Genomic DNA, 19,202 nt, shown 5'->3' on the forward strand with positions numbered 1-19,202 from the left:
TTGGCTGTACGCCAAGTTTTTTTATTTTACAAAGCACGAAAACCTTTACATATTCTGAAAACATTTACACTATTTCCTGTGCCATAATGAAGACAAATAGAAAAGCAAGGCAGGTGAGCACATGATTTATACACTGACCCCCAATCCAGCCATTGATCTTTATGTTGGATTAGACCAATTAAAACCTAGTGTTGTCAATCGGACATATGAAGAAGACTATCAGCCAAACGGTAAAGCAATTAATGTATCTATTATTTTAAGTGAACTAGGAATTTCCAATACTGCCATGGGCTTTATCGGTGGATTTTCTGGAGAATTTATCGAACAAGAATTAAAGAAGAAGTCTATCAACACTTCCATGGTTTACGTAGAAGGAATTACTAGAATAAATGTATTCGCTAATGCTGACAAAGAATACAAGATTGTCAATAAAGGACCTCTGATTTCAACAACAAAAAAAGTAGAACTGCTCGAAAAAATTCAGCGAATACCAGCTAATAGCACATTATTTGTTTCAGGTAGTTTACCAGGAGGTATAGAAGATGATTTTTATATCAAAATCGCCAAAATATGTTATTACAACAACATCAAACTTATTTTAGATATTAGTTCTCATGCTTTACTAGAGTGCTTGGCATATAAACCGTTACTAATTAAACCAAATGATGATGAACTTGCCTCTTTTTTTCAGCTATCAGTATCAGAACTAACACAAGAGAAAATCATCGAGCTCAGTCAAACACTTTTAAACATGGGAGCTCAGCAAGTTCTGGTTTCAAGAGGTGAAAAAGGGGCGATTTACACCTCTTCTAACCGTATTTTGAAGGTAAGTTCAACTAAAGGAACAGTAGTAAACACTGCATGTGCAGGTGATGCTATGCTAAGTACCTTTATCGGAAAATTAGATCTAAATGAGTCGTTAGAAAATGCTTTAATTTATGCTTCAGCTGCAGGAGCAGCTACCGCCTTCAGTAAAGGGATTTGTAGCCTGTCAGATATCGAGGCACTTGTTCATGAAATTCAAATCGAAAAATTAAAGGAGGAAAATATGTATGGCTAACGTAAAAATCGTTGCAACAACAGGTTGTCCGACAGGTATAGCACACACCTTTATGGCAGAAGAATCTTTAAAGAAAGCCGCTAAGAAGCTAGGTGTAGAAATTAAAGTAGAAACACATGGACAAGTTGGAGTTGAAAATGAACTTACCAAACAGGACATTGCCCAAGCTGATGGTGTCATCGTTGCAGCAGATAAAGATGTATATGCGTATCGGTTCCATGGAAAACCGACAGTTGAAGTATCTGTTGCAAAAGGAATCCATGAAGCAGAGCAATTAATTCAAACAATCATTGATGGCAAAGCAATCGTATATAAAACGAAGGAAAGTGATGCAGAGAATGAAGATGAAAGCGTATCAAGCAATAACAAAAATAATGTAGTACATTCCATTTACAAACACCTTATGAATGGTGTTTCACATATGCTTCCATTTGTCGTTGGTGGTGGGGTTCTTATTGCACTTTCATTCTTATTTGGTATACACTCTGCCGATCCAGATCACGAAAGTTATAACCCTATTGCCGCAATGCTCAATGATATTGGAAGTCTTGGCTTTCAAATGATGGTACCAATACTAGCAGCGTTTATTGCCGAATCAATTGCGAAGAGACCGGGTATGGTAGTCGGCTTTATCGGTGGTTTGATTGCAAGTAATGGTGGAGCCGGATTTTTAGGTGGTATTGTTGCTGGTTTCATTGGTGGTTTCATTATTGTATTACTAGGTAAGTTACTGGAGAAAATGCCAAAATCATTAAATGGGCTTAAATCGATCTTTTTATATCCTTTAATCGGTATTCTGTTAGTAGGTGTGATCATGACATTATTAGTAGAGCCGATGACAACAATCAATGAGGGCATGATTAATTTCCTAAGTAATTTCCAAAATGCGAACCCTGTTTTACTTGGTTTAATTGTTGGAGCCATGAGTGCCTTTGATATGGGTGGTCCTGTCAATAAAGCAGCATATGTAACGGGTACTGCTTTACTTGGAGAAGGTAATTTTTACTTTATGGCAGGTGTTTCGGCAGCATGTATTACACCGCCACTAATTACAGCATTTGCAACCGTGTTATTTAAAAAATATTTTAATCAGGCAGAACGTAATGCCGGTGGAGTTAACTTCATTCTTGGCTCCACCCACATTACAGAGGGCGCTATTCCCTTTGCAGCGAAAAACCCTATTATCGTGATTCCGATATTAATGGTTGGTTCATCTGTATCAGCTATTTTGACGTATATGATGAACATCGAAGTACCAGCTCCACACGGCGGATTCCTTGTGTTACCAGTAGTTACAGGAGCTATACAATGGGTAATTGCTATATTAATCGGCTCCTTAGTTGGAGCATTTATATATGGATTTCATAAAAAACGTGCTTATTTAAAAGACCAACAAAGTAAAGGTGGAGGAAATGATGGACAACAAATTGCTTGATATCAACCAAATTAAATTAAAACAACAGCTGACAACACAGGAAGAGGTTTTCGAACAAATAGCTGCCATTGCTGTTACTCAAGGGATTGCTTCAGATCCTGAAGAGGTAGTAGTTGGATTACAAAAGCGCGAACAAGAAAGTACAACAGGTTTTCAAGATGGATTTGCCATTCCACATGCACAAGTGGATGCGATTAAACGACCTGCTATTGTTGTTGTATCTTCTAAAGAAGGAATAGAATGGAATGCTTTAGATAGAAAACCAGCTACCTTCTTTATCGCCTTACTAGTGCCAAAAAGAGAAGCAGGTACAACACATATTCAATCACTAGCATCTATTTCAAGAATGTTAATTTATGAAGAAAAACGAGAAGTACTAGCACATGCTGAAGATGCAAACACCGTAATGGAAGAACTTGCGGGAGCTTTCGCATAAAATTTAATTTAAGGGGAGAATCATATGACACTCGTATCATCAACACCAATGTTACAAGAAGCTAGAAAATCCGGTTATGGAATAGTCGCCTTTAATGTTCACTCTTTTGATATGCTATATTCCGTTGCAGAAGCTGCAGCCGAGATAGATGCACCTGTCATCATTCAAACAACTGTTGGAACAGTTCAAAACTTAGGCCCAGATAGCATTGTAAAAACAGCAAATGCCGCATCTGAAAAATATGATATTCCAATGGCACTTCACTTAGATCATTGTACAGATTTAGATGTAATTATCCAGTGTATTCGCGCGGGCTACACATCTGTCATGATTGATGCTTCCATGCATCCATTTGAGGAAAATATAAGTCTTACAAACCAAGTTATAAATATTACAAAATATATTGATGTGAATGTAGAAGCAGAACTAGGAAAAGTCGGTGGTGTAGAAGACAATATTGTTGTCTCAAATAAAGATGCGGAAAAAGCAGTACCATCTGAATGCAAGGAATTTATTGAAAGAACCGGTGTACCTACATTAGCGCCAGCAATTGGAACGGCACATGGTATTTACAGCGGTGATCCGGATATAGACTTTAAACGAATTGAAGAAATCGCCAGCCTTGTCGATGAACCGCTCGTTCTACATGGTGGATCTGCGATACCCGAAGAAGATGTAAAACAATGCATAACATTAGGGATGGCAAAAATGAACGTATCAACGGAACTTAAAAATGCTTACTCAGAAGCAATCAAGGATCACTTTTCCCAAACACCAGATTCCTTAGACCCTAGAAAGTATCTATCCAAAGCAAAAGAAGTAGCTAAGAAACTAGCAACAGAGAAAATGACTTTAGTCGGTTGCGCTGGAAAAGCACAAGAAATAAAAACACAGGCATACCCGAATCAATATAAAATAGATTCATTACGTGTATAACAATAATAAAGGAGCCCGCTAAGAAAAGCGTAGAGCGCCCGTTTAAAAACGTAGCGACTGGAGCGAATCAACTGAGATAAAGGAATCACGGTGAGTTTACGAACCGATGATGACTTTCGCCTAAAGGCATAAGTGCGATTAAGCCTCTGGTTCCACCAATCGGCAAGTCTTCTTTATCGTAGGGGGATTCGTGAAGTCGCCTAGTTTTTGGCGCTTGGAGCTAGACATCTCCGTTTATACTTTCTTACATCATTAGAAAAAAGCGAGCTCCTTTCACATGTATAATTGTATTGGAGAATCATCCTCTTGAAAGCAGGTATTATAACGGCTCCTCAAACTCATCTAACTTCTCTACATCTGTTGTCTGAAGAATAATGTCTTCATGTTAGGTTTGTTCATTTTCACTAAATCTAGCACTTTTTATTAAACTATTTTCTTTTGCTGCACCTTTCTATCTTTCACCAACAAAGATATATATAATACAATCGAAATCATCGCTGAGGCGGCACCTGTAATATAAATGTAGCTATAACTCAATACGGATGCAATAAAGCCAAAGCCAATCGCACCGACACCTACACCTAAATCAAAAAAGGAAAAGAATGTCGCATTCGCCATTCCTTTGCGATTATCAGGCGCCTGATTTACTGCCCATGCTTGAAGCGCTGGCTGTACGGAACCAAACCCTAACCCATATAACGCAGCCGCTACATACAAAACAAATTCATTTGGCAACCATGCTAATAAAATCATGGCCAAAAAAATTAAAAACGTCCCAGGTAAAAACACCACAATATGCCCTTTTCTATCATACAATTGCCCAGCAAACGTCCTCGTGATCATTAAGAAAATAGCAAAAACAACAAAATAAACCTCAATTCCTGCAATTCCTTCTTGCTCCGTATATAACGGCAGAAACGAAGCAATACCACCAAAACATGTCGTAATAAAAAACAATAACAAGGACGGTCGTAATGCCTTTTTCTCAAACACATCAAATCTTGGAGCAACTACCTTTTTAGCTTCAGGATCAACAGGCTTGTATGTAATTAGACTAGACAACAATAACGCTACTAATCCTAACGCTGAACAAATTAAAAATAATGTCGTAAACGAGATATAACCATATAAAGTGAGTCCTAATGCAGGCCCGAAGGCAAGCGCAATATTACCAGAAAGACCGAAATAACCCATTCCTTCCCCACGCCTGCTCACTGGAATCAAATCCGTCGCAATCGTACCAGTAGCCGTTGTTGAGAATCCCCAACCTAACCCCTGTACACAACGCATTAAAATCAAAAAGACAATACTCGTAATAAATGCAAATGAACCAATTGAAATCACAAATATTCCTAGTCCTATCATATACACAAACTGTCTTCCTTTAGTTTCCAACGCATGGCCAGCAGTTGGACGTAAAAGTAATGCCGAAAATGTAAAAATACCTGTAATAATTCCAATAAATTCATCACTGCCGCCCAAGTGCTGGACGAACAACGGAATTGTTGGCAACGTCATCTGAAACCCTAAAAATATAAAAAAATTTGCCATACAAATTAGGGCAAAATCCTTCGTCCAAATCTTCTCTTTTTTCTTTTGCGATTGACTCACAAGCAGGACTCCTTTATTTCGATAGTCGAAGTAATTATAACGCAAGATACACTGACGATAAAAACAATATGCACATAATAAATGTATATCCAACTACTTTTTTGTGAAAAATGGAGAGGAAAACCATACGTATGCTCTGCGTACACGTCATTCGACATATGGACATCAAAAGAGAGGGTCGTGCGATATGTGGTGGATTATCAGCGGTTTATTTTCATTCATAACGTTTGTACTATACTGCTGTCTAGTTGTGGCTGGCAGGTGCGATCAAGAAATGGAACAGTATATGAAAGGGAAGTAGCTTTTTGCATGCTTACTTCCCTTTTTGTTGTTATAGTCGGAAAAGTTCCCAAATGAATTTTAATACTTCGCTTGCTCCCTGCTTTCTTGTTTCATGGTCTTTCCACCAATTCTTGTCATAAACGTCATCACGGACAGGGACAGAAATGACTTCAATATTTTCATCTTGTAATGTTTTTCGGAAAATCCATTTTGCCCGTGCGGAGTGAAATTTATTAGTTACGAGCATTAGGCTGTCTACGTTTAGCTGGCGTAGCAGTGGTTGGGACAATTCTGCTTCTTCTCTGGTACTTGTCACTTCTTTGAAAGAATAAATAGCATCTGCAGGCACATCCAATTCGATTAAGTGCTCCGTCATAATCTCCGATGAGTAAGTATCCCAACCGACAAGAGCACCAGTAACTATTATGGTATCGCTCCATCCTTCATGATAGAGTTTAGCTGCCTCTGCCTCTCGCTCGCCTTTTCCGCCACTTAGTACTAAAATTGCATCTGCTTTTTTTGGTTGTTGTTCTAATACCAAAAACTTATGTAAATTGATCAAAACAATCAAGCCAATTACCAGCAAAAATAGAGGCAATGAGATGAACAACCATTTTTTCCAGTCCATACCGCCACTCCCAACTAAGAAAAGCGCAGAGCGCCCGTTTAGAAACGTAGCGACTTCAGAATCAACTGAGATAAAGGAATCACGGTGAGCTTGCGAGCTGATGATGACTTTCGCCTAAAGGCACGACGAATACGATGTTCTAGTATCGACGTTGGTCACAGGACGTGACCGAATTTAGTCGATGAAAGTGCGACTAAGCCTCTGGTTTCACCAATCGGCAAGTCTTCTTTATCGTAGGGCGATTCGTGAAGTCGCCTAGTTTCTGGGCGTTCGGAACTAGACACCCGCGCAAATTTTATACTTTATTGTCTTACAAAAAATTCACTTGCCCCTCTACTTTACCATCAGAATATCGATTCAACAAAATGTTACTATGGATACAAATTCAACAACTGCTACCGAACATTTAATACCCCTTCTCAAAATCTACGACATTCACTTCGGGAGCACCATACTTAAGATAATGTCTTAAGTTAGGAATAAATATATCCCGAATAACACGCTCGGTATAGTGTTCTGTTGCTCCTGCCGTGTGCGGAGTTACAATGACATTATCCATAGTCCATAATGGACTGGCTTCCGGTAAGGGCTCCACCTGAAACACGTCAAGTCCAGCTCCGGCAATTTCCTGATTTTCTAGCGCTTGAATGAGCTCGTCCTCTTTTACAATTGGACCCCTTCCAATGTTAATCAGAAAAGCACTATTTTTCATTTGGCGGAACTCTTCTGCCCCAAACATGCCAGTTGTTTCTTCTGTCAATGGAAGTGTTATTACAACAAAGTCACATTGAGGTAAAATGTCAACCAATTGATCAGGTGTATACATTTCATCAATATGGTCTGTTGGTTTTCCTGAATGGCGAACGCCAAGGACATTCATGCCAAAAGCTTTTGCAATTTTGGCTGTTTCTTGACCAATGGCACCAACACCTATAATACCAATTGTTTTTTCATGAATTTCTAATTTTAGTCCTGCATTGTGCCACGTTTTCTCCTGCTGTTGACGCACGTATGTATGAATTTTTCGCGTTAATCCAAGCATAAGAGCAAGAATTGTTTCGGAAATCGGGTAAGCGTGTACGCCATTTGCACTCGTCAATGTCACGTTTTTTCGTTGTAACGCATCAAGCGGAAGGCCGTTTACTCCAGCGCTCCATGTTTGAATCCACTTTAAGCGATCATTTTTCTCAAGCAAAAACGGTGCAGTGGCATTTTTCCAATGCAATACTACTTCCGCCTCGACAAGTTCATTTTGAATCTTATCGATGTCTTTGTTTGCGATGATGTTCCAGTCAGGTACTTCTTGCTTTATTTCTTTGAACAAGTTTTCATCTAAATTCAAGTTTATGACTAGTGTCCGTTCAGACATAATAGCCCTCCCTATATGTGAAACTACCAAGATTTATATGTAGTTTACCACTTTTTTAGACATACCTCCTAATTATTCTATATTCTTTTACTACCTAAAAACCCCTGATCACCTTCTACTAAAAAGCAATCAGGGGCAGCATCAAAGCCCAACTGATAAAACGCCTTACCAGCCCTGTATAATTATCTAATTCTCTCAGTTCATTCCGCTCATATAGCCAAAAATATGGATAATTTTCAATTTCAAATGTATCCTCCATATATAACATCATTGTATTAAAGCCCATCAAAGCTATTTTCTTAAAAGATTTTCAAATGTAGTTATGGGAATGACTGCATTTCTGGACAAATCAAACATTGGACCAATTGTGGTTCTTCCACAATCTGAAAATCTTTATTTAGATGAAGATTTTCAATGTCTTGTTCTGTAAACCAATACTATTACCCTTTCACTGAACCTGCTACCATCCCTTTCATAATTTGCTCCTGAAAGAAGACGTACATGATAATTGTTGGAATCACAGCAATTGCCATCGCTGCCATGGTTAACGAATAATTAGTACTATATCCATCCGAAAAAATCGAGAGGCTAAGTGGTAACGTTTTAAGTGATGAATCGTTAATGAATACTAGTGCAAATACATATTCATTCCAATATCTTAAAAAAGCTAAGATAGCAACTGTTGCCATAGCAGGTATTGACATAGGTAACATCATTCGAAAAAAAATCCCCCAATAGCCTGCACCATCTATTACCGAAGCTTCTTCAATTTCTTTCGGAATAGAAGACATATAAGCGGTAATGAGAAATATTGCAATAGGCAATTCAAAAGCTGTGTAAGGTAAAATCAATGCCCAATACGTATTTAACATATCCACTTTATTCATCATCGTAAATAAGGGCACTAACGTACTATGAACTGGTATAAGCATCCCAATCACAAAAAAAACCATTACCAATCCTTTCAGACGAAAGTCAAATCGCGACAATACATATGCTGTAAGTGCACCAATAAATACCGTCAACAGTGTGCCACCAACTGTGACAATTGTTGAGTTAATCATAGCTGTACCTAGATCTGCTATTTGCCATGCCTCTATAAAATTCTGAAAGGTCCATTCTTGAGGTAGTGCATATGGAGAGGCAAAAAATTCTTCGTTCGATTTAAACCCACTAATCATTAGCCAATAAAGCGGATAAATCATAAGGAACGAGAATACAAGCAAAAAAATAATTCTTAAAACAGAACCTATTCCTCGTTTAGTAAAAAAAGGAGATTGATAAGTCGATTTATTTTCCACTCTTATATCTTGTTGCATTACTCCTTCCCTCCTTTTTTATTTCTTTTTTTCATTACCACCTGACTGACTACTATCAAAATTAAACTGATGATAATAATCATAGTCGATATTGCTGATCCAAACCCATAACGGTAAACAACAAAAGTATTATTGTACATATACGTAGCTAACAATTCCGTTGATTGAGCTGGACCTCCACCTGTCATAACAAACACTTGGTCAAATGCTTTTAAACTTCCTGATATACATAGTACAATAGCCACTTTTATTGTTGTCCACATCATTGGCAATGTTACGTAGATTAACTTTTTCAAACCATTGGCACCATCAATCTTTGCGGCCTCTTCAATTTCTGAAGGAATGTTTTGCATGGCAGCAATAAATATAATTAAATACGGACCAATATAGTTCCATATGATCGGCACCGAAACCGCATACATGTTCACGCTTGGATCAGATAGCCATGACTTAGTCCATGACTCAAGTCCAATCCATTCTAAAAACGAATTCACAATCCCAAATTGCGGATTATAAATATAACCCCAGATTAACCCTACAACAACTGTAGAGATAACCATCGGCAAAAAAACAGCCGAACGTACAAAACGCTGAAATAAAGATATTTTACGCAACATCAGTGCTAAAAACAATGCAACTGGAACTTGACCAAAAACCGAAGCAGCGACAATTATAAGATTATTCTTAAGTGCGCGCCAAAAGATAGGGTCTTTTATCACTTCGATATAATTTTCTAATCCAATAAATTTAGGGTCAGTTGTACCTGTCCAGCTAAAAAAACCATAGTACGAGGACCAAAATATTGGCACAATAACAATAACTGTATAGATTAACAAGGCAGGCATCAGCGACAGAATCAACCAATATCTTACCTTTAAAATATTCTGCATGTAAATCTCTCCTTTACCAAACTAGGAAAAGACGAACGAAATGGAACGATGAGTGATAGTCCTAAGTAACGATGTAGGACTACCACTTTTGTCAAACATTATTCTTCATTTTGGGCATTTTCTTGTGCTTGTTGTAGCTTATTTGCTACCGCTTCCACATCTCCATCTAACATAATTTCTTGCAATCCGTTATTAATTGCTTCACCCGCACCCGAAGATAAATGCAAATCATACACAGGGGCAAATTCAACGCTGCGCACCAATTCAAAAGCTTCATAATATAATGTGGATACTTTGTCTTGATCAATCTCAACATCGTACATAACCATGGAATCACTCTCAGCTATAGCTTTTTGTGCTTCGTCATTGCTTAAGGCATAAATTAAATCTAATGCTGCATCCTTTACCTCACCTTCAGCATTACTATTTAATACAAAACCTCCACCTGGACCGCCGGTTATCGTATTAGCTTTACCTTCTCCCTCAGGAATACTAGGAATAACCGTGACACCAATATTATTTAATTGATCCTCAGAAACAGTTGAACCGAAACTACTGATCGTCCAGGATCCATTAATCATCATAGCTGCATTTTCTTGCAGGAAATATTGCTCAGCTTGGGTATTATCCATGCTATTTGCTCCTTCTGGATATGCACCAGCATCAACTAATTGTTTAAAATACTCTAATGCTTCGATAAAAACGGGATCTGTAAAAGAAGCATCTTCTTGAGCAACTGCGTCCATAAACCATTCAGTACCTGTTACTCGATCAGCAATAGCTCCGAAGGTTGTAGATTGAGCTACCCATGGAGCCTTATTTCCAAGTGCTAGTGGAGTAACTTCTTGCTCATTTAAGGTGTTAATTACATCTAAAAAGTCATCCCATGTTTTTGGAACTTCAAGCTGATATTTGTCAAAAAGCGATTTGTTATAAAACAAATAAGATGTTGAAGACATTCCTACGGGTGCAGAAAATATATCTTCATTTTCTCCATATTGATAAGCTTCCAATGCAGTTGGTAAAAAGGAATCTGCCCATTCTGTATTCTCATTAATTAACGAAGTAATAGGTTGAATAAGGTCACCTTCATAAAAACGTTCCGTAAAACTGCCTGCATAAGTAAAGAAGACATCCGGCAATTCTTGAGCAGCTGCAACAGTACTAATCCGCTGTCTATAACCATCTACAGGTATCGCCTCTGCTTCAACTTGAATATCTTCATTTTCTTCATCAAATTTTTCAATTAAATCCCGTACCGTCTTAGCTCTAAGGTCATCTCCTGCGAAATTATGCCAAATTGTGACCGTTGACGAATCTGTATTTTCTTCCCCGTTATTATTCTGATTCGCATTCGTACTGTCATCATTACCACATGCCGCTAAGATCATCATTATAAATAAAATTATAAATACAATACACTTTTTCATGAAAAATCCTCCTCTTTCTTTGTAATACAATCATTTTAATGTAAACGCTTTATTTTTGAAGGGGGATAAATTAAAGGTTGTGGGTGGAATTTTCCAAGTAGTCGAATGCTGCATTTTTTTAGTTCACTACTTATGACATTCGTATTATAGGGCAAGCGCCCATGCAATACGGGTAAATCAATATTTTTGTACAATATGAATATGACGGTATAAATCGAACACAGCAATTACAGTGACAAAGGAGGCTGATGACGACTTATCTGAAGAAATGATACTAGATTTTGCCCGTTCTGTGCTAGACAGCATAATCTGAAATTTCTTTTCTTCCAGCTAATCAAACATCTTCCTTCTCTTTCTCCCTATATTGCGTTGGTGTCATTCCAGTATACTTTTTAAATTGAGATGCAAAATATTTCCAATCTGTATATCCTACTTGGGACGCTATTTGTCTTACTGGAGCCGGGAGTGAGAGAAGCAATTCTTGAGCTTTTTTCATACGCATTTCTTTCATTAATTCTACGTAGGGTTTCCCTGTTTTTTTCTTCAGTGATTCACTTAAATAATTGGGATGAACATGTACTTTATTGGCAATATCCGATAATGTGAGGGATTCATTTAGATTTTCTTCCATGACGTGTAGAGCCACATGGATAAAATTACTATGTTCATTCATCACGTTTTGATACTCTCGACGTAGTCGTTCAAAATAAGATAACAATACGTTAATGTCTGATAACCATTGATTTGTATCAGGTAATGTGATCACATCCCATTCTGGTTTTCCAATAGATTGCGCTGCACGATTCATAAATCGAATTTTGGTAATATATAACGATTGGATCACAAAATGAATGGAGTCTGGAGTTGCATGTGGATGTCGTAATAAATATTGCATGAACGTATTTAACCACATTTCTAAGTCCTCAGCTTGCCCTCTAGTGATTAAACCCACTAACTCTTCTTCTTTTTCTTTAATAAAATTTGAACTTTTAATTCCTGCTCGATGTTGTACATCATTTGGGTTAATTACATCTAAATCTGTTAAAATCCATTGGTAAAGTATAAGCGACTGGGCACTTCGATAAGAGATAGAAAGTTGTTCTAACTTATGGACAGCTTCTCCGATAAGCAATGTACTACGTAATTGTTGACAGACTTTTTTTGAAGCCATTTTTAATAAATAATCACTATTTGTCTGACTATTTTGATGAACAACGATAATGGTTTGATCTTGAATCGATACCCACAACCCGAAAAGATACTTATTCCATATTTTCTCCATTTCTTTTAATTGATCGCCAGTGATTGATTGCTTGATAATTACTACTTTATAAACTGAATGATGCGATTGGGGAATGAGTTGTAGTGCTGTCTCATTTAATGACAATGCATCGGAAGAAATAATGAGCTGCTGAATGCTTTCTTCGATTCCTCTAATATCTTCCATCTTTTTTCTGTCCCTTTCCTTTCTTTTTTCTAACAGTCGTTCCTTTGCCTCATGAACAGCTGCAAGAATCTCATCTGGGTTACTGTTCTTGAGCAAATAATCACCTACACCTTTTCGCAATGCCTCTTGAACAAACTCGAAATCATCATATCCTGTCAGTACAATCATTTCCATCAATAAATTCATCTCTTTGACATACTTAGCCAGATCTAATCCACTTTTTCCTCCCATTTTTATATCTGTAATCATTATTTCAGGAGCATATCTTTCCATTTTGAGTATCGCATCTTCCGCTGATCCAGCAGGTTCGATAACTTCATAACCGTACTCCTCCCAACAAATAACATCTTTAATAGCTTCACGAATGACAACTTCATCATCTACGATTAATACTTTCATCCTGTCACCTTCAATCTAATGGAATTTTAAATGTAATACTTGTTCCTTTATTTGGTTCACTTTTAATTTTTAGTTTCGCAACGGATCCATAATGAAGCACCAAACGCAAATGCACATTACGCAATCCGTAATGTTTACCTAGCACACTTTGCAATTTTTCATCTTCTATAAATTGTTGGTTAAGTTGTGCTATTTGCCGTTCAGACATCCCTGCTCCATTATCTTGAACTTTTACATGTAATAAAGATCCATTCCAATCACCCGATACTTCAATGATACCGTTTTCATTGTTATTTGATAAGAATCCATGTACAATACTATTTTCGATTAATGGTTGTAGAACGAGCTTCAACATATGATAAGACTTAATTTCTTCTGGAAAATTTAACTTTAATTCAAATTTATCAGGATAGCGAATTTGTTGAATGCGAACATAGTTATATAAATGTTCTAATTCTTGTTTTGCCTCACAATATTCGTCTCCTTTGTTTAAACTAAATCGCAAAACGTTACTCAATGATGAAACCATTGTTGAGATTTGCTTATCTCTATTCACTAATGCCATCCATTGAATCGATGCAAGGGTGTTGTATAGAAAATGTGGGTTAATTTGCGCTTGCAAAGCTTGCAAATCCACTTCTCGTTTATGGGCTTCTTGCCTTTTAATTTTATCCATCAACTGACGAATTCGGCTAGTCAATGAATTATAACTCGTCAATAATTGACCTACCTCATGATTATTACTTCGTGGCAGTTCTTTAATTCCTTGGTCCGGTTGAGCATGACGAATAGTATTTGTTAACCTGGTTAATGGACGAGTAACTTTTCGAATAAAAAATATAACAAGTCCTGCGATTAAAAATAGTGAAATAAAAACAACAGCTATTGTTAGGAAAATAAATTTTCGATTTTGTGCTGTATATTCTTTGGTTGGAATCACTCGAATTAATTTCCAGTTAACATCTGATAACTCCATTGTCAATATGGTACTCTCGACACCGGCTATTTTTTTGTTTAGTGTCTGTTGTGGACTACTAGTTAACGACTGTAGTAATTGAAGATCTTCCTCTTCGATCGAATGTTCCAGACTACCTGCAATAACAAAGTCATCTTGTAATATTAACGTGCTGCCTTCCCATTCAAAATTAATAGCATTCAATTGTTTTTCCAAGTATTGTTGGTCAAGAAAGATAGTTAAATATCCCGAAGTCGTATAATTATGAATACTTCGAATGGGTCGTACAAATGAAATTACATCTTGTGTTTCCATAGAATTTTGATTCCTATACCGGCCTGACCACCATTTGTTTTGATTATCATATGTCAAATGGTCTTCCTCTACATTTAGGATCGGTATATAAGAAATGGACGATATGTTATTATTTGGTTCAATCAAAATATTGGCAATATAAGGTTTTGAAAAGATTAAATTAGCTAAAAAACCACTAATGTTGCGACGTTGTTGAATCGTTGCGTCCATGGACTGAGTATAACTTTGTACTTCTTGATTACCGATTAGAAACACCGACATACTGTTCACATCATTTACTATAAATTCTACCGATGTTTTTAACTGTTGTAGTGAAGACCAACTTGACACCGTTGCACGTTCTTTAGATAAGTGATTTGCCATCGTGTAAGAAAAAGCACCTAATAAACAAATAGGAAGTATAACTGCTAAAAGTATCAACACCATCAATTGATTTTGTAAAGAACGTTGAAACCATTTTTTCATATTTTGTACGCCCTTTTCTAGAAAATTAATTCCTTTTTTAAAAACATTAATTTTAACCTTTATTTGGAAAATTAACCCATGATTTTATTAGAAAAGATTATAACACTATGTTATTATCTAGTAAATCTATCATTTAGTTTACTATTTTTTGAGTACCTCTTAAAAAAATCTTAAAATAGGTATAGACAACTATACTTTAAATTGATATTATTTTAGCTAGACATAAAAAGAAGGGAATAATAACATTTCATTATGAAAAGGAGAGCTGTAGAGTCATGGCTAACAAGTTTGCACTTCAAAATCTTAAACTGCTCTCAGGAGAAAAAGTAGATTTTGTGATTGACGACCGGAAAATTTCAGAAATCATACCAGCTGGAAGTAGCCGATTAGCTAACTCCAAAAATTTTTCTGATTGCTATGTATCTAGTGGATGGATTGATTTGCATGTCCATGCATTTGAAGACTTACAACCTTATGGAGATAACATTGATGAAATTGGCATCAAACAAGGAGTAACTACTATCGTTGATGCTGGGAGTTGTGGTGCAGATCAATTGGTGGATTTAGTCAATAATAGTCGCATTAGTAAAACAAATGTATTCGCTTTCCTAAATGTTTCTCGTATAGGGTTAACAAGAATAGATGAACTGTCCAATATGGCATGGCTTGATGAATCAAAATTAATGAAAGTTGTAGAACAGTATAATGATTTTATTGTTGGATTAAAAGCACGCATTAGTAAAAGCGTTGTCAAAGAACAAGCATTGCTTCCACTAAAAAAAGCACGTCTTTTTTCAGAACATACTAATCTTCCACTCATGATACATATCGGATCAGGTCCACCGTCAGTTGAAGAAATCCTTCCATTATTAAAAAAACACGATATCGTTACACATTTTCTTAATGGAAAGGCTAATAACTTGTTTGATAGGAGCGGAAAGCCCCTACCTGCATTTATCGATGCTATCAACCGCGGTGTACACATCGATGTCGGCCATGGAAGTGCCAGCTTTTCATTTTCTACTGGAGAACTGGCGAAAAGAAATGATATTTATCCATTCTCCATTAGTACTGATATATACAGAAAAAATCGGATGAATGGACCTGTCTACAGTTTAGGAATGACAGCAAGCAAATTTCTGTATCTAGGATATACACTTGAAGAAGTTATCCATGCCATTACCGTCGAACCAGCCAAGAGAATTAACCGAAGCGATTTAGGAAGAATTCAGGTTGGAGACATAGCCAATCTATCAATTTTTTCTGTAGAAAACACTAAAGTACAATTAGTAGATTCAGATGGTGAATCGAGAGTAGGCAATCAGATTATTAAACCAAGAGGAGTGGTCATTAATGGGGAATTCATTACATGCTAAATATGGTCTCAAACAAGTCATCAACGCAAGTGGGAGAATGAGTATTTTAGGCGTATCTGCTCCGAGTGATCGAGTGATGGAAGCTATGAAAGTGGGTGGACAAAACTATGTAGAGATAGCAGATTTGGTTGAAAAGTCTGGCAGCTATATTGCTCACATGTTGAATAGTGAAGCGGCTGTCATTGTCAACTCTGCTTCTAGTGGCATTGCACTTTCAATTGCTGGATTAGTGACAGAAGGTAATAAGCGAAAAAGTATGCGGCTCCATCAAGAACCGCTTTCCCAAAATGAAATAATCATGTTTAAGGGTCATAATGTGCAATATGGTGCCCCAATTGAAACAATGATTTATCTAGGGGGAGGTAAGGTAGTTGAAGTAGGTTATGCGAATGAAGGAAAAAAAGAACATATGGAGGAGGCTATTAATGACCAAACTGCTGCCATCTTATATGTTCAGTCCCACCATGCCGTGCAAAAAAACACCATTTCTGTGGAGGAAGCTTTTGAAGTAGCACAACAAAACAATATACCTTTGATTGTAGATGCCGCGGCTGAAGGGGACCTAAGAAAGTATATATCTTGTTCAGACCTTGTTATTTTTAGTGGATCAAAGGCTATAGAAGGACCGACATCAGGAATAGTTGCAGGTAAAAAGCAATATGTTGAATGGGTGAAACAGCAACTTCATGGGATTGGACGTAGTATGAAAGTGGGTAAAGAATCTAGTTTTGGTTTACTCCAAGCATTAAATGACTATTTTGACAACACTGATTCCAACCAAGAAGATCACAAACAGCTTGAAAAACTACTACCTTTAAATGATTTACAAGGTGTAGAAATATCGATTGTTCAAGACGAAGCCGGACGTAATATTTTCAGAGGGAGAATTTTTATTGATTCAAACTCCTTGAAACTTTCTGCCAAGCAATTAACCGCAGCACTAGAAGCAGGAGATATTGCAATCTATACAAGAAACTATGGTGTATCACAAGGATATTTTGATATTGATCCACGCCCTTTGAAAAAAGGTGATATAGACATTATTTTTGATCGTTTACACACTATCTTAGGAGGGAAATAATTTGCCATCTATATATGAACATTTCTACAAAAATCGTGTAGCACTCAATGTATTGGCAAAGGATTTAAAAAATGCAGAAGAAGTATATCTTGCTGCTAATAAATATGTTTTTATTGGTCTGTTATCTAAAGACTATCCAGACACCAAACAAGCAATTAAAAACATGAAACATTTCGGTGCAAAGCTTGATGACGCCATCTCAATTGGTCTCGGAGGTGGTGATAGCAAACAAGCAAACGCTGTGGCTGAGATTGCAAAGGGCTATAGTGCACACCACATTAATCAAGTTTTTCCATATGTAGGAATTACAAGAGGCTTACTTTCTGATGGTAGTAGATGGATAAATGCTTTGGTCTCTCCAACAGGCAAAATAGGATATGTCAATATAGCTACAGGACCTCAAAGTGAAGCAACAGGTCAACCCGCAGATATTCCAATTAAAACAGCTATTGCTCTCGTGCGAGATATGGGAGGAAATGCCTTGAAGTATTTCCCAATGAAAGGACTTACTTTTGAAGAAGAGTATCGTGCGGTCGCTACAGCATGTGGGGAGGAGAACTTTGCTTTAGAACCTACAGGTGGAATCGATCTTGATAATTTCGAACAAATTTTAGACATCGCTCTAAAAGCAAATGTCCCACATATTATCCCTCATGTATATTCATCTATCATTGATTCCACAACAGGTATAACAAATGTGGAAGATGTTAAAACATTAAGAGATAAAATGAAGAAGTTGGTAGATCAATATGTCTGATAATATCGCAGCATATGGAGAAGTGATGATGAGGTTAGAGGTTCCAGGATATCATTTATTGTCTCAATCAGATACATTATCATATACCTTCTCAGGTACAGGCGTAAATATATGTGGAAGCTTATCAAAGTTAGGACATAAAGGAATGTTAATCACTACATTACCGGAGAATACTATGGGCGATACCGCTTTAGCTTATTTAAGAAAACTCGGCATTGACACTCAATATGTAAATAGAAATGGCAACTATATCGGAATGTATTTTTTAGAAAACGGATTTGGAGTTAGGCCACCTAGAGTTACCTATTCTAATAGATTAGAGAGTAGTTTCAATACCACCCAATACGAATCAGACTATGTTGAGCATATTGCCAAAAACATAAATTTCATTCATTTTTGCGGAATCAGCTTGGCAATGAATGATACGGTCCGAAATCAGATGAAACATTTGGCCCTTTTAGTTAAAGAACGAGGAGGAACAGTATTTTTTGACTGTAATTACAGACCGTCCCTTTGGGGTGAAAACGGGCATTCAAAGGCGGAACCACACTATGAAGATATGTTAAGATTAGCAGATATCGTAATCATGAATGAAAAAGACGCGATACATACCTTAGGTTTTGAAACGACGGCTCACAATGAACGAGAAAAACTTACATCACTAATTCCACTTGTAGCTAAAGAATATAATATCTCTATCATCGCGGGAACTCGTCGTTCTGTACATACAGAAAACAAACACTCGATTCAAGGGTATATGTATAAAGAGAAAATCTTTCACTTTTCCAATCAAAAAACATTCAACGTACTAGATAGAATCGGTACAGGTGATGCATTCGCAAGTGGCATTATCCACGGTGAATGTAATGCGTACTCATCAGAAGATACAATCAATTTCGCAACATCAGCAGCAGTACTGGCACATACAACTAAAGGGGATACACCAATGTCAACCGAACGAGATATTATATCTCTAATGTCACATAAAAATCATGATGTCATTAGATAAAG

General features: G+C 36.9%; 16 protein-coding genes. 8 read left to right on the forward strand and 8 right to left on the reverse strand.

The window, feature by feature from the left end; genetic code table 11:
- Positions 1-121: 121 nt before the first annotated feature.
- Genes pfkB through BM121_RS03425 form a run of 4 tightly spaced genes read left to right on the forward strand, consistent with a single transcriptional unit; the run spans position 122 to position 3,867 of the window.
- Positions 122-1,060 carry a 1-phosphofructokinase gene (pfkB, locus tag BM121_RS03410; protein WP_091481117.1) on the forward strand — a complete coding sequence of 313 codons (939 nt, stop codon included), beginning with the start codon at positions 122-124 and terminating at the stop codon, positions 1,058-1,060.
- Positions 1,053-2,495, forward strand: coding sequence for a PTS fructose transporter subunit IIC (locus tag BM121_RS03415; RefSeq protein ID WP_091481119.1), 1,443 nt, complete (start codon positions 1,053-1,055; stop codon positions 2,493-2,495). The genes pfkB and BM121_RS03415 overlap by 8 nt, the downstream gene beginning before the upstream one ends.
- Positions 2,476-2,931: a PTS sugar transporter subunit IIA gene (locus BM121_RS03420; RefSeq protein ID WP_245780717.1), complete on the forward strand. Its 456-nt coding sequence runs from the start codon at positions 2,476-2,478 to the stop codon at positions 2,929-2,931. Before BM121_RS03415 ends, BM121_RS03420 begins: the two co-directional genes overlap by 20 nt.
- 24 nt (positions 2,932-2,955) lie before the next feature.
- Positions 2,956-3,867, forward strand: coding sequence for a class II fructose-bisphosphate aldolase (locus tag BM121_RS03425; protein WP_091481124.1), 912 nt, complete (start codon positions 2,956-2,958; stop codon positions 3,865-3,867).
- Positions 3,868-4,290: 423 nt separating this feature from the next.
- Here BM121_RS03425 and BM121_RS03430 read toward each other — a convergent pair whose 3' ends face one another.
- The 8 genes from BM121_RS03430 to BM121_RS03465 all read right to left on the reverse strand — a co-directional run bounded on the left by BM121_RS03430 (position 4,291) and on the right by BM121_RS03465 (position 14,977).
- Complete coding sequence (locus BM121_RS03430; RefSeq protein WP_245780725.1) at positions 4,291-5,418, reverse strand: MFS transporter; 1,128 nt, start codon at positions 5,416-5,418, stop codon at positions 4,291-4,293.
- 391 nt (positions 5,419-5,809) lie between these two features.
- The gene (locus tag BM121_RS03435) at positions 5,810-6,388 is read right to left on the reverse strand and encodes a YdcF family protein (protein WP_091481129.1); all 579 of its coding nucleotides are present in this window, start codon (positions 6,386-6,388) and stop codon (positions 5,810-5,812) included.
- A 406-nt stretch (positions 6,389-6,794) separates the two neighbouring features.
- Positions 6,795-7,757: a D-2-hydroxyacid dehydrogenase gene (locus tag BM121_RS03440; protein ID WP_091481132.1), complete on the reverse strand. Its 963-nt coding sequence runs from the start codon at positions 7,755-7,757 to the stop codon at positions 6,795-6,797.
- A 440-nt stretch (positions 7,758-8,197) separates the two neighbouring features.
- Positions 8,198-9,076: a carbohydrate ABC transporter permease gene (locus BM121_RS03445; RefSeq protein WP_091481135.1), complete on the reverse strand. Its 879-nt coding sequence runs from the start codon at positions 9,074-9,076 to the stop codon at positions 8,198-8,200.
- Positions 9,076-9,966, reverse strand: a complete 891-nt coding sequence (locus BM121_RS03450; protein ID WP_091481137.1) for a carbohydrate ABC transporter permease — start codon at positions 9,964-9,966, stop codon at positions 9,076-9,078. Before BM121_RS03450 ends, BM121_RS03445 begins: the two co-directional genes overlap by 1 nt.
- A 98-nt stretch (positions 9,967-10,064) precedes the next feature.
- Positions 10,065-11,396 carry an extracellular solute-binding protein gene (locus BM121_RS03455; protein WP_091481140.1) on the reverse strand — a complete coding sequence of 444 codons (1,332 nt, stop codon included), beginning with the start codon at positions 11,394-11,396 and terminating at the stop codon, positions 10,065-10,067.
- Between the two features lie 334 nt (positions 11,397-11,730).
- The gene (locus BM121_RS03460; RefSeq protein ID WP_091481143.1) at positions 11,731-13,242 is read right to left on the reverse strand and encodes a response regulator transcription factor; all 1,512 of its coding nucleotides are present in this window, start codon (positions 13,240-13,242) and stop codon (positions 11,731-11,733) included.
- Between the two features lie 10 nt (positions 13,243-13,252).
- Positions 13,253-14,977: a sensor histidine kinase gene (locus BM121_RS03465; RefSeq protein WP_091481145.1), complete on the reverse strand. Its 1,725-nt coding sequence runs from the start codon at positions 14,975-14,977 to the stop codon at positions 13,253-13,255.
- A gap of 275 nt (positions 14,978-15,252) precedes the next feature.
- Here BM121_RS03465 and BM121_RS03470 point away from each other — a divergent pair, with 275 nt between their 5' ends.
- The 4 genes from BM121_RS03470 to BM121_RS03485 are packed head-to-tail and all read left to right on the forward strand — an operon-like array spanning position 15,253 to position 19,200.
- Positions 15,253-16,353, forward strand: a complete 1,101-nt coding sequence (locus BM121_RS03470) for an amidohydrolase/deacetylase family metallohydrolase (protein ID WP_091481148.1) — start codon at positions 15,253-15,255, stop codon at positions 16,351-16,353.
- Positions 16,331-17,434 (forward strand): DgaE family pyridoxal phosphate-dependent ammonia lyase, encoded by a 1,104-nt coding sequence (locus tag BM121_RS03475; protein ID WP_091481150.1) that lies wholly within the window; start codon positions 16,331-16,333, stop codon positions 17,432-17,434. The genes BM121_RS03470 and BM121_RS03475 overlap by 23 nt, the downstream gene beginning before the upstream one ends.
- A gap of 1 nt (position 17,435) precedes the next feature.
- Positions 17,436-18,191 (forward strand): 2-dehydro-3-deoxy-phosphogluconate aldolase, encoded by a 756-nt coding sequence (dagF, locus tag BM121_RS03480; RefSeq protein WP_091481153.1) that lies wholly within the window; start codon positions 17,436-17,438, stop codon positions 18,189-18,191.
- A complete protein-coding gene (locus tag BM121_RS03485) occupies positions 18,184-19,200 on the forward strand; it encodes a sugar kinase (RefSeq protein ID WP_091481157.1) in 1,017 nt (338 codons plus the stop codon). The genes dagF and BM121_RS03485 overlap by 8 nt, the downstream gene beginning before the upstream one ends.
- The last annotated feature ends 2 nt before the right edge of the window (positions 19,201-19,202 follow it).

Source organism: Gracilibacillus orientalis, from assembly GCF_900114645.1.
Lineage (GTDB): Bacteria > Bacillota > Bacilli > Bacillales > Amphibacillaceae > Gracilibacillus > Gracilibacillus orientalis.

What these genes read in the sequence shown, in the direction of transcription:
- BM121_RS03450 (WP_091481137.1), bottom strand. Translation starts at nt 9,966, where the DNA reads ATGCAGAATATTTTAAAGGTAAGATATTGGTTGATTCTGTCGCTGATG.
- BM121_RS03455 (WP_091481140.1), bottom strand. Translation starts at nt 11,396, where the DNA reads ATGAAAAAGTGTATTGTATTTATAATTTTATTTATAATGATGATCTTA.
- BM121_RS03425 (WP_091481124.1), top strand. Translation starts at nt 2,956, where the DNA reads ATGACACTCGTATCATCAACACCAATGTTACAAGAAGCTAGAAAATCC.
- BM121_RS03465 (WP_091481145.1), bottom strand. Translation starts at nt 14,977, where the DNA reads ATGAAAAAATGGTTTCAACGTTCTTTACAAAATCAATTGATGGTGTTG.
- BM121_RS03460 (WP_091481143.1), bottom strand. Translation starts at nt 13,242, where the DNA reads ATGAAAGTATTAATCGTAGATGATGAAGTTGTCATTCGTGAAGCTATT.
- BM121_RS03440 (WP_091481132.1), bottom strand. Translation starts at nt 7,757, where the DNA reads ATGTCTGAACGGACACTAGTCATAAACTTGAATTTAGATGAAAACTTG.
- BM121_RS03485 (WP_091481157.1), top strand. Translation starts at nt 18,184, where the DNA reads ATGTCTGATAATATCGCAGCATATGGAGAAGTGATGATGAGGTTAGAG.
- BM121_RS03415 (WP_091481119.1), top strand. Translation starts at nt 1,053, where the DNA reads ATGGCTAACGTAAAAATCGTTGCAACAACAGGTTGTCCGACAGGTATA.
- BM121_RS03430 (WP_245780725.1), bottom strand. Translation starts at nt 5,418, where the DNA reads ATGGCAAATTTTTTTATATTTTTAGGGTTTCAGATGACGTTGCCAACA.
- pfkB (WP_091481117.1), top strand. Translation starts at nt 122, where the DNA reads ATGATTTATACACTGACCCCCAATCCAGCCATTGATCTTTATGTTGGA.
- BM121_RS03470 (WP_091481148.1), top strand. Translation starts at nt 15,253, where the DNA reads ATGGCTAACAAGTTTGCACTTCAAAATCTTAAACTGCTCTCAGGAGAA.
- BM121_RS03435 (WP_091481129.1), bottom strand. Translation starts at nt 6,388, where the DNA reads ATGGACTGGAAAAAATGGTTGTTCATCTCATTGCCTCTATTTTTGCTG.
- BM121_RS03475 (WP_091481150.1), top strand. Translation starts at nt 16,331, where the DNA reads ATGGGGAATTCATTACATGCTAAATATGGTCTCAAACAAGTCATCAAC.
- BM121_RS03420 (WP_245780717.1), top strand. Translation starts at nt 2,476, where the DNA reads ATGGACAACAAATTGCTTGATATCAACCAAATTAAATTAAAACAACAG.
- BM121_RS03445 (WP_091481135.1), bottom strand. Translation starts at nt 9,076, where the DNA reads ATGCAACAAGATATAAGAGTGGAAAATAAATCGACTTATCAATCTCCT.